Origin of the sequence: Lactobacillus sp. HBUAS51381 (genome assembly GCF_012641095.1) — a bacterium.
Classification (GTDB): domain Bacteria; phylum Bacillota; class Bacilli; order Lactobacillales; family Lactobacillaceae; genus Levilactobacillus.
This window is the reverse complement of sequence record NZ_JAAVSC010000003.1, coordinates 113,503-135,393: the sequence shown is the minus strand read 5'-3', so window position 1 is coordinate 135,393 and position 21,891 is coordinate 113,503. Positions and strand designations below refer to the sequence as shown.

The window sequence follows — 21,891 nt, the reverse complement described above, 5'->3', positions numbered from 1 at the left end:
CAAAATGCTTAAGTTACTGAACCGCCGTATACGGAACCGTACGTACGGTGGTGTGAGAGGTCGGTAGCCGAACTAATCGGCTACCTCCTACTCGATTGGGCGTGAAACCGGGATGGGGACTAAGAAATTTCTAAGGCCCACGAGAAATTACCCACATCCTCTCGTTTTTTGGTATAATACACAAGACTGAGCTCGTGGATTCTGAATGAGCCTTACTAGAAAACGTTAATAACTGAGTTAGGAAGTTTAATTCATGGATAATTCATATAAAATTAAGGTCCAAAATGTCACGAAGGAGTATGACCTGTACAAGAGTCAAGCTGAAAAGTTACGGTCGTTCTTTTCCTTAAGTAACACCAAGGTGCCGCATTTCTGGTCACTGATGGGGATTTCGCTAGAAGTGAAGTCGGGCGAAACGTTGGGTTTGATCGGGGTCAATGGTTCCGGGAAATCGACGTTGTCTAACATTATTTCGGGCATTATTCCGCAAACGACAGGAATCGTGGACGTTCGGGGCGATACCTCGATCATCGCTATCGGTGCCGGACTACGGGGCAACCTGACCGGACTAGAAAACATCCGGTTAAAGGCGCTGATGCAGGGGCTGACCAATCAAGAGATTGATGCGTTAATGGATGATATCGTGAGTTTTGCCGATATTGGTGATTTCTTGTACCAACCGGTTAAGAGCTATTCTTCAGGGATGAAGTCACGACTTGGTTTCTCCATCGCCGTGCACGTTAACCCAGATATTTTGATTATTGATGAAGCGTTGTCCGTTGGGGATGATACGTTCTATCAAAAATGTGTGGATAAGATTGCGGAATTCAAGGATGAGGGCAAGACCATTGTTTTCGTTAGTCACTCCCTGAAACAGATTGAGATTCTGTGTGATCGGGTGGCGTGGATTCATTACGGCACGTTGAAGGAATTGGGTGCCACGAAGGACGTTGTCAAGCACTACCGCGAATTTACCAAGTGGTTCAAGGGCCAAACGAAGAAGGAAAAGAAGCATTTCCAACGCCAGATGAAGGAAAATCAAAAGGCCTTCGATATTGACGCCTATCAAAAGCAGGTCACGGAAGAACGCCAAGCGGCAGAGCCAAACGCGACCAACATGGCTGCGCAGGTCAAGAAAGACTTTTATGGGTCGGTCATCAGCGAAAAGATGGGCTGGGGCACGCGCCTGCTCACGCTTGCCGTGGCGATTGTCTTCGTATTGACGTGTCTGACCAATATTTCGGGGCATTCGGTGGGGGATGTCATTCAACATCCAAGTAACTTAATTCACCCAGAAACGGTATTGCACGATACGAATGAAACTCAGAGCGTTAAATAAAAATTAAAAAACTATGATAAAATGAATAGATTTTTATCATTTTTCATGGTATCTTTAACTTACCATTTATTTACCCCTTTATTTAATTTCCCAATGAATTGAATAGAGGTTTATCTCTCATTTGGTGAAGACTAAATGGCGAACACCACCGGAGACGGTGGTGTTTTTTGTATAAGAGCGTGAGTGAGGGCGGTTAGCCCCTGAGCATTAACGGCAATAAGTGCCCGCTCGGAGGAGCCGAGCCGGTGCTTATTGGGGTTAAGCGCAGGGGGCTGCCCGAGGGAACGCGTTTCCGAGGCTGCAAGTCTCCGAGACCTAAAGGGCGAGAGTCAGTCCACCGCTCCAAACCAGTATCGCCATTAACGGCTATGCCGGACAGGAGTTCCTTATTTGTCTAAGCGGAAGAATCTGGCTTGCATAACGCGTTTCCGAGACCGCAAGTCTCCAAAGCAACGTATATGGCGATTTTTGGCAGTCTCTGCTCCAACAATCACGAGAGTTCCGACCGTTTCGCGTGCAATTGTTACAAGTTATCCAAGATTTGCTGATGCCTTTCCAGCAGTCTGGATGACCACGGCTGTGTGAATTTGGGCTACTTTTGTCAGAATTACCCCCTGTTTAATTCATAAAGAGTTGCTATAATTCTAGTTGTAATCGGTTATAACTAAGCAAATGAAATTTGCGAGAGGTGGGATTTAATGGTTATTGCACAGATTAACGTGGCCGTCGTGGGGTGCGGTGTGATTAGTGATATTTACCTCCAGTCACTCCAGGAAAAATTTACAATTACGCAGGTCGTGGCCTGCAATGACCGTAACCCGGATAAGATGCGGGCGACGGCGGCGAAGTATCATATCAAGGCGATGAGCTACGAAGCAATTCTAGCGGATCCAACGATTCAGTTGATTGTGAACCTGACGACGCCTCAAGCCCATTACAGCGTGATTAAGCAAGCCTTAGAGCACGGTAAACACGTTTTTTCCGAGAAGATGATTGCCGTGGAGCTCGCTGAGGGTCGTGAACTGTGTGCCTTGGCCGCAGCTAAAGGGCTACGACTGGGTGTGGCGCCCGATACCTTCCTGGGTGGGGGGATTCAGACGGCCCGGTACATCGTGGATCATGACCTGATTGGTGAGCCGTTATCGGTGGTGGTTTCCCTGAACCGTAACTTCCGCGTCTATGCGGATATTTTCCCCCACATGAATCAGCGGGGCGGCACGCTGCCATTCGACACGGGGTGCTACTACTTGACGGCTTTGGCTAGTATCCTGGGTCCGGCCAAGCGGGTCAGTGCTTTTGGGCGGCGTTATCAGCCGGAACGGGTCGGGCAACGGACGGATAAACCATGGTTTGGCGAGAAGTCCACGGTTGCGGCGGATAATATCTTAACCGGGACTATTGCCTATCAAAATGGTGTCCTGGCCACGGTTCATTTTAATTCAGAAAACATTTTAAATGAGGAACCGCAACTCACGATATTTGGTTCAGCCGGTATTTTAAAGATGGGGGATCCCAATAATTTTGACTCACCTAATTACTTGGTCAAGCAATTAAATGAGCCCGTTAAGTTTCCGTTCACGCACGGTTTCTTAGAGAATTCACGGGGACTCGGAGTTGCAGATATGGCTTGGGCGATTCAACAAGATCGGCCACACCGCGCCAGCATGGAGATGGCCTACCACGTGTTTGAGCTGATTCATGGCCTATACCGGAGCGCCGAGACGGAACAGGTGTATCGCTTAAAGTCCACGTTTGATCGACCAGAACCACTGCCAGCGGGCTATTTGGACAATGGTTTCTGGGGACCGACTGAAGAAAGTGCCTTAGCTTTTCAGAAAGGAAGCAAGAATAATGGAAATTAAACGAATTGCGCATGCCTCATTCAAAGTCACTGACATGGCCAAAGCGGTAGATTTTTATTGTAATGGGTTGGGATTTACGGACAAGTTTGAGATGCCAGATGATCAAGGGCGGCCGTGGATTAAGTACCTTGAGATTCAGCCGGGCCAGTTTTTAGAACTGTTCTATGACCACGACCACCTGCCCAAAGCCACCCATGGTTATGACCTCTGTGGGTATCTCCATTTAAGTCTCGAGGTACCGGATATTCAGGCGACAAAACGTAGCTTGGTCGCCAAGGGATTACCGGTTAACAGCGAAATTAAATTTGGCCCGGACAAGTCCTACCAACTCTGGTCGGCCGACCCCGATGGTAACCAAATTGAGTTCATGCAGTATACGCCGGATTCCTTCCAGTTAAGGGGGCAGGACTCATGAAGATGCCCACGTTAGCTGAGGTTCAAACGGAAAAGACGGTGCCGGCGAAACCGTTTTCCAAAAGATAAAAATAATTGTTAAATAATTTTCAGCTTTTGTAAACATCGTGTAAATACCGCTGTATCAAGGCGCAGCTCGTTCAGGGCCATTGTCATAAGGGGGAATAATCGTCAAAAACAACAATTATTTTACGAAAAGCATTGACAGCGCTTACAAAGAACGGTATATTATAACTCGTAAGGTATTAATAATTACCTTCTAATCAATTCTCTTTCTCTCTTATGCCGACCACTACCATTCCCTGGTAGTGGTTTTGTTTTTGCCTAAAACCTTGTATAATTAAGAGCGGTGCTGACTGGACATCGGACGCACGAAATCACGGCCCAATGTCGAAGTCGGTAGATTGAAAGTGAAAGGTGAGAATTGATGAAAAGTCATGAAACGTTTACCCTAATCGAGGAAATCACCCGGCTAGATGGAAGCAAGTACATGGAAATCAGTGATATGGTCCAAAACGGGCGGGCGGAACTGGCCGTTGAACGTGGGCTGATCAAGCAGGTGCGGATTCTACAGTTGAACATTGCTCACACCCCGCACGTTCAAGCCTACGAAGACTATGTGAACGAAAATTATGAGATGCCCGCCGAGGATTTTACAACTTTTCAGGAATGGGAAAAGCCGGCGGACATGCAAAAAGAAGTGGCCGCCATTCTGCATGAAAATCATATTGGTTAAACAGATCAATCGTTTGTCCGGAAAGTTAAGTGGCCGGACAAACGATTTTTTATTTCTCTTTCATTTATCTGATGATAGATGAAAAGACCCTCCTGTTCAACGTTGACCGCCGATTCGCGAAGCACGCGGTTTTCGGCGATTAAATAGGAATGACTCTACATGTTTCATGGGAGTTGGACCATCATTTTACATTCGTTAATCACCCGATAAGCCTATTGTGGCGGGCTTCTTGGAGGCTTTATTGTGGAGCTGAATCATGAAACATGCTACTATGTAATCGGATTCATTAATAGACTAGTTTTACATATTTTGGGAGGGACTCATTGTGAAAAAGTCTTTGACAGTGTTGAGCGCGTTATTAATGTTGACGAGTGTGGGGGCAGGTATTCCGGCCGTCCAGCTGGGAACCACGCCCACCGCACAGGCGGCGAAGTTGAATGCGGCGAAATTAGCGAATGGCAAGTATAGCGTGAAGTATGCCATCTATAAGACGGGGACCACCGACCCTTCCGAAGCGGCGGGATACTTTACAACAAAAGCGGCCGTATCCGTGAAGAGCAAGAAGGCCACCGTTACGTTGACCGTGACCAAGGCGGGCAATCAATTCATCAAGGCCATGACGTTGGATGGCAAGACGGCAACGGTCACTCAGAAGGCCACGGGGAATACCTACAAATTCAGTAACGTTAACTTGAAGACCAACCATACGCTGGGCTTCTCACTGGTCGTGCCAATGAATGGTAAGGAAGTCACTATGAAGCAGGCGGCGACGCTGAAGTTCAAGACCAGCACGTTGGCGGCAACCACCAAGGTGAAGTTGAGCACCAAGAAGGTTAAGCCTAAGGCCAAGAAGGTCACGGGAACCACGACCAAGGGGGCTAAGGTCACGGTTAAGCGTGGATCAACCACGTTAGGCAAGACCACGACCAAGAAGAAGGCCTACACGGTTAAGTTGAAGAAGGCCGTTAAGAAGAGCTGGAAACTTAAGGTGACGGCAACTAAGGCCGGTTATAAGACGGTAACGAAGACGATTACCGTTGCTAAATAAGTGATTCGAGGGTAGCGCTGGAGGCCGGGACGATGTTGTTCCGGTCTCTTCGCTTCTTTTCGGATTTATTGCGGTCGTACACAAAAGATGGGGGATTCAGGTGGATAAGTTTGTTGCCACCAGAGGTGTTTGGTAGAATGAAAGCGGGTACAATCATCGGGACAACTGTTCTGATGGAATTAAATGAATGGGGTGAGTGTCGATGCAAAAATGGCGATGGGGGTTACATATAGCGGGGATGCTAGTGGTGACACTGTTAGTGGTGCTGGGTTTCGATGGCCCACAACGGGCGAATGCGGCCACGACCACGTTAGACGACGGTCTCTATGTGGTGCCGGCCAAGATTATTAAGGCGGATAGTTCGGCGACGTCCACAGCGAACCAATTCTTTGGCGATCAGGCGGCCGTCCGGGTGAAGGACCAGCAAGCCACCGTTCTGTTGATTAGTAATGGGGCACAGTATATCAAGGCCATGACGATTGATGGACAACCGGCTAATCGGATTAAGACGGTTGCGGGGCAGGGAATTTATCAAGCCAATCTGGCAAAGCTCACCAGTCCACTCCCGGCGACCTTTAGTCTGACCACGCCGTTGGGAAAGATGCAGGAGTCCGCCCGGTTGGCGCTGACGTGGGCCAAGGCGGAAAAGGACGGGACCAGCACGACGACGGCTGATCTCATCAGTCAGGCGACGAAGCTGGCGACGGCCACTGCCAGTGCCAGTGCCACGAGCAGTTCGGTGAAGGTACCGCAAACAACGACTAAGACCGCACCAGCCACGACCGCAACCTCAACGGCGACTAAGACGACGCCGGCCACGCAGTATTGGAAATATCAGGTTTTAAAGGGGGATGCCATGACCCTTTCGGATGCCAACAAATACTATACGCATACGGCCAAGGTCACGCCGGCCAATGGCGAGTATCGGGTGACGTTGACGGTGAGTTATGCCAAGTCGTTGAAGCTCGGCCCCAAAGCGGTCGTTCCCAAGACCATTGATGGGGAAGCCGTTCCGGCCAGTCATGTGACGTACGGGCAGACCAGCAAGGCCTATACAATGACTTACTGGTTCACGATTCAACAGACCGGTGCGCTAACGGCAAAGTTAATTCCGGGACAGATTCACGTCACGGTGCCGATGATGAACATTAGTGAGACGTTCCCGGTTCGCTTCCGGTTTGCGGCGAGTGGGTCGACCACGGCGGCAACTGCCGCGGCCGTGGCGGCTTTGCCGAAGACGACGAATAAACGAAACACTGCCGATCAACCCCGACAATCGCAGGCCGTCACGCCGCAGTCTCATAAACGGACCTTACCTGCGACCGGCGAGGCGACAACGAACGGAATCATTTGGGGCCTGTTGGGGCTCGTCGTCAGCGGTGGATTTTTAGCTAGGGAGGCGAAGCGCCATGGACAGGCTTAAACAGTGGGGCGTCGTGACCCTGACACTGCTCCTGGGGCTCCTTGGTATCGGCACCGTTTCGGCGCACGCGCAGAGCCTGGATTACGCCGCCCTGAAATACGGGACGAACCAGACGTCGATGGCCAGTGGGTACTTCGTGCATCCGGCCACGGTGCGCGTGCAGAATCACGCGTACGTGGTCACGATGGACCTGAAGACGGCGAAGAAGCTGACGAGTTGGCCGGTTAAGGTGCTCGCCGTGGACGGTCGCGCCCCGGAGAACGTGCGTAAGGTGAAGGATCGTGCGGGAAATTCACACGTGTACTACAGTTTCACGACGACCAATCTTAAGCGTGATATTACGGCCAGACTAGCCATTGACGTACCGGATGTGTACAAAGCCAAGCACAAGCTGACGTTCCGGTTTAAGACGGGAAATTTACCTGCACTGAACGCGGCGGCTTCGCGGTCCACGCAGACGACTACGGCGAAGAAGACTGCGCAGAAGTCGGTGACGACAAAGGAAAATACCACGCCGTCATCGGCTGCCAATTCGGCTACGACTAGCCAATCAACGGCCAGTTCGACGGCCGCAAAGTCCGCGACGAGTAGCTCGGCCGCCAGTCAATCAACCAGCAGTCGACCGACGACTTCCTCAGTGGCCCAGTCCACCGAATCCGCCAAAGAAGCCGATCAGGTTCCCCAGCAGAAGACTCATTGGGGTGGCCTTATTGGCGGAATTGTAGCGATTCTGGTGCTGGTCGGTGGCGGTAGTTGGTGGTATTTCGGAAGACATTAGGAGGTCTGGCAGATGCGGAATCCAAGAAAAATTGGGCTGTGGTCGTTGACCATCTTGCTCGTGATCGGCATCATTGGGGGCGGCCTCGCGTGGCAACATCACCAGCAAAGACAGCGGCACCCGCGAATTGTGGCGACGACCTATGCGGTGGTTCAGATTGCGGATCGGCTTAACCTGCCGCTGGTTGGGATTCCCACGACGGCCAATGAGATTCCCCAGCGGTATCGACAAGTGACTAAGGTGGGGAGTCCCATGAATCCAAGTGTGGAAAAGATCACGGCACTCAAACCCACGGCCGTCTATTCGGTGACGACGCTGAGCGATCAGTTTGGCAAGGCCTTTAAGGCCCAGCACGTGACGCCGCACTTCCTGAACTTGACCAGTGTGGCCCACCTGGAGACTACACTGACGCAACTGGGCAAACGTTACGATCGTCAATCTGCGGCAGCAAAACAAGTTAGAAAGATTCAGCTGGCAAAACGGATGGCCCACCAACGTGCTCAGAAGCGACCAGCGCCGCGTGTGCTGGTAATAATGGGGCTACCGGGGGCCAATTACATGGTCGCCACGAACCGGTCCTACGTGGGCGATTTGGTACGGCTTGCGGGTGGTCAAAACGTGTTTACCAGTCAGACGCAAGAATACATGCAACCCAACGATGAGGCCATTCAGAAGGCCAATCCGCAGGTCATCTTACGGTTGGAACACGCGATGCCCAAGATGGTCACACAGCAATTCAAGCAAGAATTCAAGGATAATTCGATGTGGGCCACCACGGCTGCCGTGAAGCATCATCGGGTTTATGACTTACAGGAGCCCATCTTTGATGCCACAGCGAACATGCGGGTCACCACAGCCCTGGATCAGGTCAGCCACTGGCTCTATCCAGTAAAGGGGGTTGGCGCATGACCAAACACGCAGGCTGGTGGTTTGGCGGTGTGCTGGTCCTACTGGTGCTTACGATGGGGCTCGCGCTCATGGTGGGGACCACGTGGATTGGCCCCCAGCGACTCATCGCGGCCTTAGGACAGTCCAGTAGTCGTGACTTTGTGACCGTTTTTAATCTCCGGCTACCACGGATCATCAGTAGCTTGGTCTGCGGTGGAAGCTTGGCGGTTGCCGGGGCACTGTTTCAAGCCGTCTTTCGCAATCCGATTGCCGATCCCAGCATCTTGGGGATTAGTTCTGCGGCGGATTTCTTCAAATTAGGTGGGGCCTTACTTCTCCCCTGGTTGCCCGGCCGCAACTGGCTATTGAGCCTGGTCGGCGGTCTCGTGGCCCTCTGGATTCTGACGCGTGGCAAGGCCCTGCGTGATCCTTACCGCCTCATCATTATCGGGGTGGCCCTGGACGCCACGTTCGTTGGGTTGTCACGGCTGGTCAGTAGCGGACAAACGACGCAGGTGATGGCTAGTACGTTTAACGCGGTGACCTGGTCCGATACACTGGGGCTTCTTATTCTAGGCCTCTGTGGCTTGCTGACGGCATTGTTACTGGCGCCCTGGGCCAATTACCTGAAGCTGGCGGACACAGCCTTGCAGACGATTGGGGTGCCCGTCAGCATGATTCGGTGGAGCCTGTTGCTACTGGGCACCTATCTGGCCGTTAGCGTCACCGCCATCGTTGGGGCGATTCCGTTTGTGGGGATCGTGATTCCCAATCTAGCGCGACGTTGTGTGGGTCACGACTATCAGGCACTGTTGCCCTTTTCAATGCTGGCCGGGGCGTGGTTGATGTTGGCGGCCGATACCCTGGGCCGTACCGTCATTGTGCCTAGCGAGATCTCGGCGGCGACCATGATGGCCGTGATTGGCGGGCCATTTGTGATTATTCTCTTACAACGGGGGCGAGGCTTTCATGGAATTACAACAGGTTAGCTATCAGTACCCCGGTCAAGCGGCCGGCGTCACGGCGTTGTCGGGGAAGTTTCCGGCCGGACGGGTGACCACGATCATTGGCCCCAACGGTGCGGGTAAATCGACGGTGCTCAACCTATTGGCGCGGCAGTTGGTGCCCCAGCAAGGCACCGTTTTGCTGAATCAGCACCCCTTGGATCGGTATGCGCCCAAACAACTGGCCCAACGGATTGCGGTGGTCAGTCAGCGCCACGCGTTATACGACGACATGACGGTCGCCGCGGTGGTTAAGATGGGTCGGCTGCCATATCACGGGCTGTTGGCCACGGTGCCGGACGATGAGGTGGCGACGTATCTAGGCCAGACTCAACTGACGGATTTAGCCGCCGAACACCTGCAGAATCTATCCGGTGGGCAGCAACAACGCGTATGGTTAGCGATGGCCCTGGCTCAGGAGCCGCAAGTCCTGTTGCTGGATGAACCGACGACGTATTTGGATGTCCACTATCAACGCGCCCTGATGACGCAGCTTCAGCAATTGGCAGCGGCCGGATTGACCGTGATTCAGGTGCTTCATGACATCAATCAGGCTTTCGCGGTCAGTGATTGGCTGTGGCTCCTACAGGCTGGCCGGTTGGTAACTACGGGAACGCCGGCGCAGTTGCGTGACGCGGATTTACTGGCCCGGACGTTTCAGACACCGATCGAGATTGTGGATGTGCCGCGGTTGGGACCGTATATTGTGCAGGTGCCAGAAGAAAATGACCGCGGGTGAAAAAGGGCTGTATACTTAATACCAATGTCAAAATAGCCGATTTTGTTGCATGCTTTAGGCGGTCTTAAGGAAACATTAGAGACTGACCAGCCGAAAGGTGTCGGACAACACAAATATCCCGCCAAACCACATTACTGGTTTGCCGGGATATTTTTAAATACGTTGGCAGTTACTTTGATGTGAAGGCATTCGACCCAATTTCCGCTAGCCGAAACGTGCGGAACCAGGCAAACTCCTGCGCTTAACCCCAATAAGCCAAAAATCCAAACCCGGGATTTCACCTTATTGACGTTAATGCTCAGAATCTAAACGACCGGTTCCGCACTCTTTTTAACCTTCTACATCATTCTTAATCTCGTTAATCCGTTTAAACAAAATACCATCCCGCAACCCAGCGTTGGAGAAGTTGATCTGTTGGGAATCCAGCAATCGCATCAGCAACGTGACAGGGATGAGGCCGCCAATGATGATGTCGGCCCGGTCCTTGGACAGGCCGGGGACCTTCTTACGGCCGGCGAGATCCAGACCCAACAGTTGGATCAGCGTGGCGTAGACGTCTTCGGCCGATAGCTTGTAGCCGTGAACATCCTCGAAGTTCAAAAAGTTCTTCTTGCGCCGATTAATCTTGGCTAGCGTCCGGTTGGCACCGCCTAAGCCAATGATGGGCAGGTTTGTTGCCTCGCGAAGCCACCACACGTCGTTAAAGACGTTGTTGACGAAGGTCATGGCGGCGAATAGGGAATCCGCCTTGACCACGTCGCTTTCCAGATAGCTCTGTGACAGGGTCACGGAGCCCAGTGGGATGGAGACGACTTGCTTCATTTGCCGGTTTTGAACCAGAATCAATTCAGATGAGGCACCACCGGTATCGACGAGGAGGCCATTTACAACGGGTAGGGTGTTAATGACCCCCAGGTAGTCGTAGCGGGCCTCCGTCGCGCCAGAGATGACGTTGAAGGACAGACCAAGCTTATCTTTGACCTGCTTCAGAAACTGCTTTTGGTTACTGGCCTGACGAACGGCCGCCGTCGCAACCGCCTGAATGTCAGGCTTATCCAGTTGACTGTAAATCTTTTTAAATTCACCGAGTGCGGTGAGGGTTCGCGCGATCGATTCCGGCTGGAGAACTTGTTCTTCACCCATGTTTTCCGATAGCCGGACGTAGCGCTTTACTTGTTCGATGGTCTTGTGGTTGCCAGCACCATCGATTTCACTGATGGTCATACGCACTGAGTTTGAACCTAAGTCGATAACGACTAAGTTTTCCATTACTGAGGACTCCGATCAATGGGGGATTTTGGTTGATTCTTAGGACTAAGCATTGGCTTGAACTGACGTGGTGCGTTGGCCGCCTTTAAGTGGTCATCGTCACTGCGCTTGTTCTTGTTCATCGCTTCTTGCATGAAAGTGGATTGCGCGTTCAGTGGGTCTAACCCCCGCCGGTCAACCCGCGTAAAGGTTCGATCCGCGAGCAGCACGCGCGTCTTGACGTTATCATGCCAGAGCGTATCAAAAATGTCAAAGACCCGCTGGCGCAGGTTTGCCTGAAGAATCGGGAAGAGTAATTCCACCCGTCGATTCAGGTTCCGTGTCATGAGGTCGGCACTGGACAGGTAAATTAACGGATCGCCGTTATTGGCGAAGCCGTAGATCCGGCTGTGTTCCAGGTAACGGCCGACAATGGAATGCACCTCAATATTGTCGCTAATCTTGGGGATACCCACGTTGAGACAACAGATTCCCCGAACGATCAATTTGATGTGTACGCCGGCATGGGAGGCTTCATAGAGCTTGGCAATCATGTCGGAGTCGGACAGCGAGTTCATCTTCATTTCGATCCACGCCGGCTGGCCGGCCTTGGCGTTCGTGATTTCTTGGTCGATCTTGCTGACGATGAATTCGCGAATACCATCCGGTGACATGTGCAACTGGTGGAAGTACGGGGGTTCCGAGTAGCCCGACAACATGTTAAAGATGTTGGAGGCGTCAATCCCCATATCTGTGTTGGTGGTCATCAAGCCCAAGTCGGTGTAGAAGTGGGCGGTGACATCGTTATAGTTCCCGGTTCCCATGTGCATATAGCGTCGAATGCCGTCGGGTTCCCGCCGGACAATCAGGGTCAGCTTACAGTGGGTCTTAAGACCAATCAGACCATAAATGACGTGACAGCCCATTTTTTCCAGTTGTTGCGCCCAGTGGACGTTATTTTCTTCATCGAACCGTGCCTTGACTTCCACCAGCACCGTGACCTGCTTCCCGTTTTGGGCGGCAGATCCCAGGTACTTGATGATGGGCGAATTTGCCGAGACCCGGTACAGCGTCATCTTAATGGCTAGTACCTCGTCATCGTAGGCCGCCTGCCGAATTAGCTCGGTGACCGCCGAGAATGAGTCAAACGGGTGATGGACGAGGACGTCGTTGTGGCGAATGGTCTTGAAGATATCGTCGTCGGCCGTGACCCCTGGGGTTTGTGCCGGCGTGAACGCCGGATAGAGTTGATCATCGTGATTACTGATCTGCTTGGTCCACTTACTCAGGAAGGTGAGGTCGATGGGACCACTAATGGAATAAACGGCGTAGTCGGCAATCTTGATGGATGTGGCCAGACGTTTCTCCAGTGAATCGGAAATACCGGCCTCAACTTCCATCCGCACGGCCCCACCGTGTTCCCGGCGCTTGAGCTGTTGTTCCACTTCCTTCAGTAAATCAGAGGTATCCTCCTCGGCAACGTCCAAGTCCATGTCCCGAATAACCCGGTAGTTCGCGGCTTCCTTGACCTCGTAACCGATGAACAGGTTGCCAATGAAGGTCTTGATAATATCTTCCAGCATGATAAAGTCGTTTTCGGCGCCCGGTAGCCGCACCGTTCGTGGGAAAATATCCGGTACTTGAACGGTTGCGAACCGCTTATCCTTCTTATTGCCGTCCTTGAAGAGCCGCAGCGCGATGTTTAAGGTATTGTTCCCAATGAATGGAAACGGTCGCGAGCTGTCGACGGCCATGGGTGTCAGCGCCGGCGAGATCTCGTCATTGAAATATTTCTGAATAAACCGAAACTGTTGCGAAGACAGTTCCTTAACAACTTTCAGGTGAACGTTGAGATTGGCCAGTAAAGGAATCAACATGCGATTCAGGGTGGAGTATTGTTTAATCACCTGATCGTGGGCCTTGGCGTTGACGGCCAAGAGTTGATCCTCGGCCGTCATCCCCGAGGCATCCGGCTTGGGATAGTTCACGGCGGCCAGCTTGGATAATGAGGCCACGCGCACCATGAAGAATTCATCGACGTTGCTTTGGGTGATACCAAGGAATCGCACGCGTTCTAACAAAGGATTAGCCTTGTCGCGGGCCTCTTCTAGGACGCGGTCGTTGAAGTCTAACCAGCTGAGTTCCCGGTTGGTGTAGTACTTAGCGTTCTTGTAATCCACTGTCATTTGTGTAACCTCCTTTGTTTAAACACGGGTTGTAGGCCGAAGACGTCCGTAAAGAACTGGGCCTTGTAGTTGAACGCCCAGCGAATCAAAGACAGATCGTCATCGCTGAAAGCGGTGATGATGACCTTATTGGTTCGTACGGAAACGGAAATCCGTTGAATCGTCTGTTGGTGCGCATCGTCGAGAGCATCGGCTAGGCGAAGAATGGCGGCTAATTTAGCCACCGTCAACCGTTTTTCGGTCGTCAGCTGCTGGAAATGTGTAATGTCTTCGGCTGGCGTACGGGTACTGTGGTAACGCGATACGGCCGCAATAATCTGCGTTTCTTCGGCGGATAACCCCAGCATCTCGGATTGTTTGAGTACGTAGTCCGAATGGAGATAGTGTTCGTGCGTGTCAATGAAGCCCCCGATGTCGTGAACGATCGCGGCGATCTGCAAGAGCAGACGATCGCGCGGCGTTAGGCGATGGAGCGTCTTCAACTGATCGAAGAGGTGGAGCGCAAAGTGGCGCACCAATTCCATGTGATGGGGCTCAACGCGGAAACGTTGGGCCAGATCGTCAGCGGAAGCCAGAATTTGATTTTCAAAATGATACTTGTGGTTTCCCGCCGCAATCTCTTCATTGGTGGTCAGTCCATCTAAGACGTTCAGATTAACCAGATAGAGTTTATCAGCGTGGACCACGGTGAGCAGCTTTTGAATCAACAGGACTTCCGGCAAAACCAATTCGACATTTTCTTCCGTCAAATGTAGCCGTTCCATGAGGTACTGGTCAGAAGCCCCGATGACCTCGCGGCTGAATTCATTGAATTGTTTGAGTGGTAGCGCATAACTCACATCATCTTTAGGAATGAAGTAATTGTTTAAGGGCGCGGCCCCAATCAAAATGACTTGATTACTGGCGGTTTGGAGCTGATCCGGTAGAAAACGGTAGAAGTCATCGACCTTGCTGTTGATATAATCGTCCAGCACATCGACCGGATTCGGTGCCGTCGCCCGCAGGCTCTGTAAGACCTCTTTGATCCGCACGGGGCCCAGTTTCATGTTGTGAGACGCCACCAGATTGTCGTGGGCAAAGAAGGAGAGGGTGGCACTCCCGGAGTTCAGGCCGATGATGGCCGCGTGTTTTTTCACCAGGTGGTGGTAGTCGGCGAACTTCAAGGCAATGGCTTCGTTACGAACGAAGGACTCTTCCCCCAAGGAGAGCCATTTGATGCTCAGACCGGTACGAACAAAGATTTGATCACGAATGAACTCCGCGTTGGGTGCCGTAGACAAGGCTTGTGATCCCCAGACTTGGTAGTTCGTCACGCCGTAATCCTTAATGACTTGGAGAAACCCTCGGAGGGCTTCGGCCGCCTCGGCGACGGTTCCAAAATCAATTTCTTCATGGTTGTAAATATTTTCCCCAATGGCAACGGTCGATTTGACCCGCTCGGTCTGAGCGCCGGTTTTTAGGTTCACGATTGACAGTTCCATACTGGAAACATTAATGAGCATTGCGCCAAAATAATTATCAGCCATAAACGTCATCTACTTTCTATAATATGCTGTGGTCGGTGTCCGGCTAAAGGACGCGGACAGGGGCAACTTTAAGCCCAAATGGTAAAACGGATGTTTCGGGACAATCCGGCTTATCTGGCCTAACCAGTCGGCAATTGTTGTGTTTCTCCGGCCAGGTCATTCGGTAAAGACCTGATTATCCATGATAACTTTTTCCAAATGTTTTTCGGTTCGCTGATTCTCCGGCGGCAAGGCCATGTAGTCGCCGTACATTCGCGTTAAAACGCTGGCGTACGTTCGCGGGACCTGCACCATCAGGTGTTCGAACGGCATCGTAATCAAGTCGGAAACGGCCGCAACCGTGAAGACTTCCTTGTTGTAGCCGTACTGAGACGCCAGATTCTTGACCTGTAACAGGCTGGATTCCGCCTGATAGGTGGTCATGAGGGCTTGACGTTCCGCCTTCAGGGCCTTAACGTCGGCCAACTGTTCGGGCGTTAACGGGCTTTGGAGCTTACGCAACGGATTGTCGACCAAGTGATAGCGGAGTTGGAAGAGAATCCGGGTGTTGAGTAATTGAAACTTGGTCATCTGTTCGCGCTGCAGACCGGTGTCTAGTGGAATTCGGTCGAGTGGAAAGATGTCAATGAAGATGCCCTTACGCGCCGCATTCACGTTATTCTTCTCCTCAATATAAGTATTGCGATCGAGAAGCTTGGCATAACTCAGCCCGTAATTTTCATCACTAGCGGGCGTCTGTAAGAAGTAGTGCGTATCGGCTAGGTAGGCGGGAGCCGCCGCTAACAGGCGGTCATAGTCCGCGCGTAGAAGCCCCACGTCGACGTCGTCATCCCAAGGAATGAATCCGTGATGCCGGATGGTGCCTAGTAGGGAGCCTCCCATCATCAAGTAAGGCAAGTGAAGATCGGTACAAAGGGTGATAAACTGTTCAAGATTGCCCAGCTCCACCTGGTGAATGCGATCGATTAAACGCGTCATAGAAGGTTCCTTTCCCGTCATAATTTTGAGCGAAGAGGTCTTAGCAACAACCCCTAAAGTGGTGCCGTTGATCGGCCTGTGTGACACAGAGCCAGTGCCCCTTAGGACAGGGTGTAGCGACTCGTGTGGATAACCTGGCCGTGGGTGTCCTTGAAGGTAACGGTGACCGGATTGGTGTTCTTGGGTTCAAAGGTGGCCAATCCATCGACCGATTTCCCTGCCTTAACGGGCATGACGGTATGATTCAACAGATTGTTATCCTTTGTTTGACTCGTCGTGAACGCCAGGTTTCCCGTGCCCAGAGGCTTTCCATTTTGTTTGGCGCTAACCGCACTTCCCCACAGGTCACTGGGGACGATAGCCTTACTTTGTCGGTTAGTTACGGTATAATAGAGAACGAATAAATTGCGGTTGGCGGTCGAACTCCCTGTGACTGCCGTACCCGTGAGCTTGTAGGTCACGTGGTCAATCGTAAACTGCTGATTGGTGAACGTGGCCGTTTTGGCTTGAGACAAGCTTGATTGACTGGAACTGCGCGTTTTTTTACTGGTCTGAGCCGCATGGCTACTACTAGACGACGGCGTCTTTGAGGTTGACGCCCCACAGCCGCTGAGTAACAATAACAGGCCTAAAACGGTTCCAATTTTTAGTGATTGATGCATAGTTTCCCCTCCAAATGCTACCCTTTTATTTTAGCATAGGTTGGTCCAGACCACCTGCTAATTTGCATGAAAAAAACTGGTATTTGGTGGACGTAAATGCTAAGATAAAAATCGTATTTTGAGAAATGTAGGTGGGTAATCATGGCTGAACAGGAGCAGTCTTTATTGGACGCTTTTATTGATGTCTACATGAGTTCACTCAAGTATTTGGATGAATTTGTTTCGGAACCAGCAAAGGCGTTTCATCTGTCGTTTGAACAATACCTGATTTTAAGAGAAATTACGCGGAATCAACACGTAACACTTATGGACATTGCCAGTAAGCGGCAGGTCACACGAAGCGCCATCTCACGGCAAATCAAGGTGCTGTTGAAGCAGGGATACCTGCGGCAACAGCCGGATGAAAATGACCGTCGACGGTTGTATCTTATTGCGACCGATGCTGGGATTCGTGCGGAACGGGTGATTCGCCAACGCATCAATCAACGGTTTCAAGGTTGGGTTGATGTCTACGGCAATGACCGGGCCCACGATATTTTGAAGTTCATTCAAGATTTCAGCCAGGTTACCCGCATGAAGAAGTAGTGCACGGCTACTGAGAGTCCCTATTTCGAAGTAGGGGATAAAAGGAGATTGAAGTCAATGAGCAAAAAGCGCATGAGTGACGAAGAGGCCAAGCGCTGGCGCAAGATTGTCTTCATGGATGATGACCACGCTGACAAGCGGTCGCCGCGATCCACACGATCTTACGTTTATGGTGAAGGTACCGAACACAAGACCTGGTGGCATCGACTAAAGGGACGGTTGAACCGGCGCTGAATTGCATAAAAGGACCACATTTCCGCATGCTAAATCGGGGGTGTGGTCCTTTTTGGCGTTAACGCGCGACTGGTGGTGCGGGAGAAAAGGCCGTCACTTGTTTGACCGTGACATTGTCACTGTTGCCCAAAAGTTTGGCAACGGGACACCGGCGTTCGGCCAGATCAATCATGGCCGCCGCTGTGTCAGAGTCGACACCGGGAAGCTTGACTTCAGCGGTGAGATAGAATTGGAACCCGTGCGTGTCACGGGCCATTTCGACAATCGTATGAACCTGTGCGGTATGGGGGAGATTCCGTCGTTCCTCGATGGCTTCTAGTGTTGCATTGAGACAGGTACTCAGCGCCAACCCAATGAATTGTTCCGGATTGGCACCGGGCCGATCATTGCGGGGATGACTGGTCAACACATCTAGACCACCGGGCACGTAGGCGTGACTCTCCAGGCCGCCGTCATTAGCGGCAACGGTTCGGTAGAGTGGCGGAAACTTCTCACGATTAATTGCCACGAACAGCACCTTCTTTCATGGATAAATCTAACTTAAGATTACGCTGTTTCTAGGGAAAAAACAATTGAAACGCAACGGATTGGAAAGGCTTTCTAAATAGGTAAACCACTGACCGTTGACATATTAAAATATTCTGCAGAGACAAGAAACGGCGGGATGACAACCGTTTGCACGAATTAACTATACCAATTACGAATACTTGCGCGGCAATTGCGTGAAATTCATCGCGGTTAGTTTAGTGAAACCCCTAATTAGCAAGGCCCTTACTCGCTGACCGGTATGTAAAAGTTTTGTAATAAATAGAGATTAGGGGTAGACCGCTTGCACAGAAATGCTATAATGAGAGCAACAGGTAGTAGAACACTGGCACAAGATTTGGGGGATGCCATATGTTAACAGAAGAACTGTTGGATGAACGAAAGAAGTTTCAGATGATGACGTGGCGTGCGCAGAAGCATGGGGCCCAAGTGATTGAGCGCGATGTGATGCGTCAGTTTACAGCGACAATTGCGCAGCAAGAGGCTATTGTGGCGGCGGCTAATCGACGCGAAACGGCCCCGGTTGGTTAGTCTACCGGGACTATTGAAGCCAAATTGGGGTGAAGATTACAGTTTAGGCACCGACCTATGATAAGCTATGCGCAATAGATTGGGGGCAACATAATGAAGCATCCAGTAATGTATTACGTTTATTATGCGTTCGGGTGGTTATTTGTTGGCGTAATGGCGGATGTGATCTTTCATCTGATTCGGTTGTGGCTGATTACCAGTCATATCTGAGCAAGTTAAATTTGAACCAAGCGGCGATGAGGGTTGCGCGTGGTTCCGTCTTTTAAGATTTGAGACAAGGGAGTCTGGCTATTTCGGTCAGGCTCCTTTGTACGTTAAGGGTTAGTCGCTAAATTTAAGTATAAAAAAAGCTAGTTACGAATGGACGCAACCAGCAGAATAGAAGTATGTGTACGGCTTCAACGGTGTTAATAATGGCTAAATGTCTAATTAACTCCTCCAACGATTGAAGACCCGTGGCAGGCTCTCACCTGAATATGTAAACTCATTATAACCTGCGAACCCACTTCTGTAAACCACATTTTTAAAGATTCGGTTAAACTAAGGAAACGAGTAAAACGAGTAACGTCACGAGAGCCGGCATTCCTTGTAGCCAAAAAATCTCCTTTTTAGCGGTGAGACTGCCAAAAATGGCAACGATCACGATGAACAGTAGAAGGATTGCCGAGGCAATCAGGCTGGCCCGGCCGGTTAACACCCATTGTAGCGCAATTAGACTGACCCCTAGCATGCCGTTGTAAATGCCTTGGTTGGCGAGCGCGGTCTTGGCTTCTGGCCGCCGAACGAAGCTTAGCGACATCCCGAAGGCTTTGGCCTGTGTCTCGGACCGCCCCCAGATCTCGAGAGCCATGATGGCCAGGTGTTCGAGGGCCACCAGGTAGATTAGTATATTTAGAATGATTTGCATTAGTAATTCCTTCTTTCTCGGGCCCGAAGGTGTTAAACTTAATAGTGTTCAGGGGTCACCGATTGAATATAAATTTGTTGAGACTTTAAGCTAATTTTTAGTTTGGCGTGTAGAATAATAATTAAGTAATATGTGCCAGGGGAGCCCATCTGTTTTGGAGCGGCATGAATCTTGATATATCAGCCTTTGTGGCAAAATTGAATGGAGGAATTATTTATGAGACTCCTAGACTTAAGTGGCCAACAATTCGGCAGACTGACGGTTATCCGGCGGGACGGGACGGCTAAGAATGGCAACGCCACGTGGCTGTGCAAGTGTAGCTGTGGTAACCTGGTGACGGTCGATAGCTATCGGCTGCGGCATGGGATTACGGTCAGCTGTGGGTGTTACCGGCGCGATATTAGTAAGGCGCGGTTGACGAAGGATCCCCGGACACGGAAACAAATCGGCAACGCGACGAATTTGCCGTTAGTGAACGGCTCCAACGTTGCGGCATTAACTAAGATTAGCTCCCGCAACATTTCCGGCGTTATCGGGGTGAGCTTCGATAAGCGCTCTGGTAAATGGGCGGCACGTTTATTCTACCATGGTCGCTACGTTTTGAACCAAACTTTTAGCGATTTTAACGATGCGGTCGCTGCACGACGGCGGGCGGAACAACAGTTAAACCAACAAGAAAACTTTAAAGTTGAAGAATCCGCTGAGGGCTAATCGGTGGATGTACCAGTCAGTATAGAAGCCAAGCAGCCGGTCCAATTAAGGAGCCGGCTTTTTTGGTGCCCTGAGGAGAGAATGATTGACGTCATACCGCTAAATTGGGTATGCTGGTGCTAGTTGAGAAGACGAGAGGAAGATTGACATGGAATATCGTGAGGAAGCAGATACCTTGGGAACGGTGCGGGTGCCAGCGACGGCCTTATGGGGCGCACAAACGGAACGAAGTCGGCACAATTTTACAACGGGGCCGCTCATGCCGTTGCCGCTGATTCGGGCCTTATTGCAGATTAAGCGGGCCGCCGCGGCAGCCAACCGGGATCTCGGCGAACTGCGTGAGGAGAAGGCCCAACTGATTATTCGCGCGGCCACGGATTTGTTGGCCTTGCCGGATGACCAATTACGACCAGATTTTCCTTTGCATGTGTATCAGACGGGCTCCGGTACCCAGACCAATATGAACGTCAACGAGGTCATTGCTCACCAGACGGTCAAGTATGATCCGACCAGTGGGGTGCTGCCCAACGATGATGTCAATCGCGGCCAGAGTTCTAATGACGTTTTTCCCACGGCCATGGCGATCACGGCCAGAGTCGCGGTTCGTCAGCTTGAGGAGGCCGTGCAACACCTCATGGATGAATTGGCGGTTAAACAGGCGGCCTATCAGGATGTGGTCAAGATTGGCCGGACGCACTTGCAGGATGCCACGCCGTTGACGTTCGGCCAGGAGGTCAGCGGGTGGGTCAGCATGCTCGACCACGACTGGGATTATTTGAAATCTCTGGATGATTCCTTGCTAGAGTTGCCCATCGGGGGTACGGCTGTGGGAACGGGACTCAATGCCGCTCCTGGGTTTGCCGCGTTGGTGGCCGAACAGCTCAGTCAGGCTTATGATCAGCCATTTACCGCCAAAACCAATAAATTTTTCGGCTTGGCGGCACATTCCGGGCTCAACGTGGTTCACGGGGGACTGAAGACACTGGCTAGTGACCTATTGAAGATTGCTAATGATGTGCGGTTTCTTGCCAGTGGTCCGCGCGCAGGATATGATGAACTAAATATTCCGGCCAATGAACCGGGGTCGTCGATTATGCCCGGGAAGGTCAACCCGACTCAGGCGGAGGCACTGACGATGGCGGCAACGCGGGTCATGGGCAACGACGTGACGATCACGGTGGCGGCCTCCCAGGGGAATTTTGAAATGAACGTTTACAAGCCGGTTATTATCGAAACGTTCTTGGAATCGGTCGCGCTGTTGACGGGAACAGTCACGGGGTTTGCCGATAAGCTGATTCATGGGTTAACGGTGAACACGCAGCGGATGACGGCGTTGGTCGACCAGTCACTCATGACGGTGACCGCATTGTCGCCCTACATCGGCTATCACGCGAGCGCCGAGATTGCGCAGTTGGCAGAACGCGAGGGATTGACCTTACGTGCGGCAGCCATCAAGTCCGGTAAGGTGACGGCCGATCAGTTTGACCAGTGGGTAGACCCCCTGGCGATGACCGGCGTTAAGCCGCGGAACTAGTCGATCTTTAAA

22 protein-coding genes are annotated in these 21,891 nt (G+C 51.5%); 15 read left to right on the top strand and 7 right to left on the bottom strand.

Translation table 11 applies throughout. From position 1 onward, the window contains the following. Positions 1-253 precede the first annotated feature (253 nt). The 10 genes from HEQ50_RS02165 (at position 254) to HEQ50_RS02120 (ending at position 10,231) form a co-directional block, all read left to right on the top strand. On the top strand, positions 254-1,339 hold the full coding sequence (locus HEQ50_RS02165) for an ABC transporter ATP-binding protein (protein ID WP_168898818.1): 1,086 nt from the start codon (positions 254-256) through the stop codon (positions 1,337-1,339). A gap of 698 nt (positions 1,340-2,037) precedes the next feature. Next, complete coding sequence (locus HEQ50_RS02160) at positions 2,038-3,201, top strand: Gfo/Idh/MocA family protein (protein ID WP_168898817.1); 1,164 nt, start codon at positions 2,038-2,040, stop codon at positions 3,199-3,201. Continuing rightward, positions 3,191-3,616, top strand: a complete 426-nt coding sequence (locus HEQ50_RS02155; RefSeq protein ID WP_168898816.1) for a VOC family protein — start codon at positions 3,191-3,193, stop codon at positions 3,614-3,616. The genes HEQ50_RS02160 and HEQ50_RS02155 overlap by 11 nt, the downstream gene beginning before the upstream one ends. Before the next feature lie 426 nt (positions 3,617-4,042). Next, entirely contained in the window at positions 4,043-4,351 is a 309-nt protein-coding gene (locus HEQ50_RS02150) for a hypothetical protein (RefSeq protein WP_168898815.1), read from the top strand. 325 nt (positions 4,352-4,676) lie between these two features. Next, the gene (locus tag HEQ50_RS02145) at positions 4,677-5,399 is read left to right on the top strand and encodes an NEAT domain-containing protein (protein WP_168898814.1); all 723 of its coding nucleotides are present in this window, start codon (positions 4,677-4,679) and stop codon (positions 5,397-5,399) included. Positions 5,400-5,601: 202 nt separating this feature from the next. Continuing rightward, on the top strand, positions 5,602-6,822 hold the full coding sequence (locus HEQ50_RS02140) for an NEAT domain-containing protein (protein ID WP_168898813.1): 1,221 nt from the start codon (positions 5,602-5,604) through the stop codon (positions 6,820-6,822). Continuing rightward, complete coding sequence (locus HEQ50_RS02135; protein WP_168898812.1) at positions 6,809-7,600, top strand: NEAT domain-containing protein; 792 nt, start codon at positions 6,809-6,811, stop codon at positions 7,598-7,600. The genes HEQ50_RS02140 and HEQ50_RS02135 overlap by 14 nt, the downstream gene beginning before the upstream one ends. 12 nt (positions 7,601-7,612) lie before the next feature. Next, positions 7,613-8,509, top strand: coding sequence for a heme ABC transporter substrate-binding protein IsdE (gene isdE / locus HEQ50_RS02130; RefSeq protein ID WP_168898811.1), 897 nt, complete (start codon positions 7,613-7,615; stop codon positions 8,507-8,509). Further along, positions 8,506-9,477 (top strand): iron ABC transporter permease, encoded by a 972-nt coding sequence (locus HEQ50_RS02125; protein ID WP_168898810.1) that lies wholly within the window; start codon positions 8,506-8,508, stop codon positions 9,475-9,477. Before isdE ends, HEQ50_RS02125 begins: the two co-directional genes overlap by 4 nt. Then, positions 9,458-10,231: an ABC transporter ATP-binding protein gene (locus HEQ50_RS02120; protein WP_168898809.1), complete on the top strand. Its 774-nt coding sequence runs from the start codon at positions 9,458-9,460 to the stop codon at positions 10,229-10,231. The genes HEQ50_RS02125 and HEQ50_RS02120 overlap by 20 nt, the downstream gene beginning before the upstream one ends. A gap of 330 nt (positions 10,232-10,561) precedes the next feature. On the opposite strand, the gene HEQ50_RS02115 is transcribed toward HEQ50_RS02120, so the two are convergent. The 5 genes from HEQ50_RS02115 to HEQ50_RS02095 form a co-directional block, all read right to left on the bottom strand. Continuing rightward, positions 10,562-11,500, bottom strand: coding sequence for a Ppx/GppA family phosphatase (locus HEQ50_RS02115; protein WP_168898808.1), 939 nt, complete (start codon positions 11,498-11,500; stop codon positions 10,562-10,564). Continuing rightward, positions 11,500-13,659, bottom strand: a complete 2,160-nt coding sequence (locus HEQ50_RS02110; protein WP_370520123.1) for an RNA degradosome polyphosphate kinase — start codon at positions 13,657-13,659, stop codon at positions 11,500-11,502. Before HEQ50_RS02110 ends, HEQ50_RS02115 begins: the two co-directional genes overlap by 1 nt. Positions 13,660-13,661: 2 nt before the next feature. Then, positions 13,662-15,191, bottom strand: coding sequence for an HD domain-containing protein (locus HEQ50_RS02105; protein ID WP_232842645.1), 1,530 nt, complete (start codon positions 15,189-15,191; stop codon positions 13,662-13,664). A 156-nt stretch (positions 15,192-15,347) separates the two neighbouring features. Further along, complete coding sequence (locus tag HEQ50_RS02100; RefSeq protein ID WP_168898805.1) at positions 15,348-16,169, bottom strand: phosphorylcholine transferase LicD; 822 nt, start codon at positions 16,167-16,169, stop codon at positions 15,348-15,350. Positions 16,170-16,270: 101 nt separating this feature from the next. Further along, the gene (locus HEQ50_RS02095) at positions 16,271-16,831 is read right to left on the bottom strand and encodes a DUF5067 domain-containing protein (protein ID WP_168898804.1); all 561 of its coding nucleotides are present in this window, start codon (positions 16,829-16,831) and stop codon (positions 16,271-16,273) included. 141 nt (positions 16,832-16,972) lie between these two features. Here HEQ50_RS02095 and HEQ50_RS02090 point away from each other — a divergent pair, with 141 nt between their 5' ends. Together HEQ50_RS02090 and HEQ50_RS02085 are read left to right on the top strand one after the other, a co-directional pair. Continuing rightward, positions 16,973-17,416: a MarR family winged helix-turn-helix transcriptional regulator gene (locus HEQ50_RS02090; RefSeq protein ID WP_168898803.1), complete on the top strand. Its 444-nt coding sequence runs from the start codon at positions 16,973-16,975 to the stop codon at positions 17,414-17,416. 57 nt (positions 17,417-17,473) lie between these two features. Further along, positions 17,474-17,650, top strand: coding sequence for a hypothetical protein (locus HEQ50_RS02085; protein WP_168898802.1), 177 nt, complete (start codon positions 17,474-17,476; stop codon positions 17,648-17,650). Between the two features lie 58 nt (positions 17,651-17,708). On the opposite strand, the gene HEQ50_RS02080 is transcribed toward HEQ50_RS02085, so the two are convergent. Then, the gene (locus HEQ50_RS02080; RefSeq protein WP_334427163.1) at positions 17,709-18,158 is read right to left on the bottom strand and encodes an OsmC family protein; all 450 of its coding nucleotides are present in this window, start codon (positions 18,156-18,158) and stop codon (positions 17,709-17,711) included. Between the two features lie 389 nt (positions 18,159-18,547). On the opposite strand from HEQ50_RS02080, the gene HEQ50_RS02075 reads away from it, so the two are divergent. Continuing rightward, positions 18,548-18,727, top strand: coding sequence for a hypothetical protein (locus HEQ50_RS02075; protein ID WP_168898801.1), 180 nt, complete (start codon positions 18,548-18,550; stop codon positions 18,725-18,727). 535 nt (positions 18,728-19,262) lie between these two features. Here HEQ50_RS02075 and HEQ50_RS02070 read toward each other — a convergent pair. Further along, entirely contained in the window at positions 19,263-19,634 is a 372-nt protein-coding gene (locus HEQ50_RS02070; RefSeq protein ID WP_168898800.1) for a DUF1304 domain-containing protein, read from the bottom strand. Between the two features lie 216 nt (positions 19,635-19,850). Between HEQ50_RS02070 and HEQ50_RS02065 the strand changes: the two genes are divergently transcribed. Together HEQ50_RS02065 and HEQ50_RS02060 are read left to right on the top strand one after the other, a co-directional pair. Continuing rightward, on the top strand, positions 19,851-20,345 hold the full coding sequence (locus HEQ50_RS02065) for an alcohol dehydrogenase (RefSeq protein ID WP_168898799.1): 495 nt from the start codon (positions 19,851-19,853) through the stop codon (positions 20,343-20,345). A gap of 148 nt (positions 20,346-20,493) precedes the next feature. Next, positions 20,494-21,879: a class II fumarate hydratase gene (locus HEQ50_RS02060; RefSeq protein WP_168898798.1), complete on the top strand. Its 1,386-nt coding sequence runs from the start codon at positions 20,494-20,496 to the stop codon at positions 21,877-21,879. Positions 21,880-21,891 lie beyond the last annotated feature (12 nt).

Coding starts and splice junctions, on each gene's coding strand:
- HEQ50_RS02075 (WP_168898801.1), top strand. CDS start 18,548: ATGTTAACAGAAGAACTGTTGGATGAACGAAAGAAGTTTCAGATGATG.
- isdE (WP_168898811.1), top strand. CDS start 7,613: ATGCGGAATCCAAGAAAAATTGGGCTGTGGTCGTTGACCATCTTGCTC.
- HEQ50_RS02060 (WP_168898798.1), top strand. CDS start 20,494: ATGGAATATCGTGAGGAAGCAGATACCTTGGGAACGGTGCGGGTGCCA.
- HEQ50_RS02135 (WP_168898812.1), top strand. CDS start 6,809: ATGGACAGGCTTAAACAGTGGGGCGTCGTGACCCTGACACTGCTCCTG.
- HEQ50_RS02095 (WP_168898804.1), bottom strand. CDS start 16,831: ATGCATCAATCACTAAAAATTGGAACCGTTTTAGGCCTGTTATTGTTA.
- HEQ50_RS02120 (WP_168898809.1), top strand. CDS start 9,458: ATGGAATTACAACAGGTTAGCTATCAGTACCCCGGTCAAGCGGCCGGC.
- HEQ50_RS02085 (WP_168898802.1), top strand. CDS start 17,474: ATGAGCAAAAAGCGCATGAGTGACGAAGAGGCCAAGCGCTGGCGCAAG.
- HEQ50_RS02070 (WP_168898800.1), bottom strand. CDS start 19,634: ATGCAAATCATTCTAAATATACTAATCTACCTGGTGGCCCTCGAACAC.
- HEQ50_RS02165 (WP_168898818.1), top strand. CDS start 254: ATGGATAATTCATATAAAATTAAGGTCCAAAATGTCACGAAGGAGTAT.
- HEQ50_RS02125 (WP_168898810.1), top strand. CDS start 8,506: ATGACCAAACACGCAGGCTGGTGGTTTGGCGGTGTGCTGGTCCTACTG.
- HEQ50_RS02140 (WP_168898813.1), top strand. CDS start 5,602: ATGCAAAAATGGCGATGGGGGTTACATATAGCGGGGATGCTAGTGGTG.
- HEQ50_RS02150 (WP_168898815.1), top strand. CDS start 4,043: ATGAAAAGTCATGAAACGTTTACCCTAATCGAGGAAATCACCCGGCTA.
- HEQ50_RS02160 (WP_168898817.1), top strand. CDS start 2,038: ATGGTTATTGCACAGATTAACGTGGCCGTCGTGGGGTGCGGTGTGATT.
- HEQ50_RS02100 (WP_168898805.1), bottom strand. CDS start 16,169: ATGACGCGTTTAATCGATCGCATTCACCAGGTGGAGCTGGGCAATCTT.
- HEQ50_RS02090 (WP_168898803.1), top strand. CDS start 16,973: ATGGCTGAACAGGAGCAGTCTTTATTGGACGCTTTTATTGATGTCTAC.
- HEQ50_RS02155 (WP_168898816.1), top strand. CDS start 3,191: ATGGAAATTAAACGAATTGCGCATGCCTCATTCAAAGTCACTGACATG.
- HEQ50_RS02065 (WP_168898799.1), top strand. CDS start 19,851: ATGAGACTCCTAGACTTAAGTGGCCAACAATTCGGCAGACTGACGGTT.
- HEQ50_RS02115 (WP_168898808.1), bottom strand. CDS start 11,500: ATGGAAAACTTAGTCGTTATCGACTTAGGTTCAAACTCAGTGCGTATG.
- HEQ50_RS02105 (WP_232842645.1), bottom strand. CDS start 15,191: ATGGCTGATAATTATTTTGGCGCAATGCTCATTAATGTTTCCAGTATG.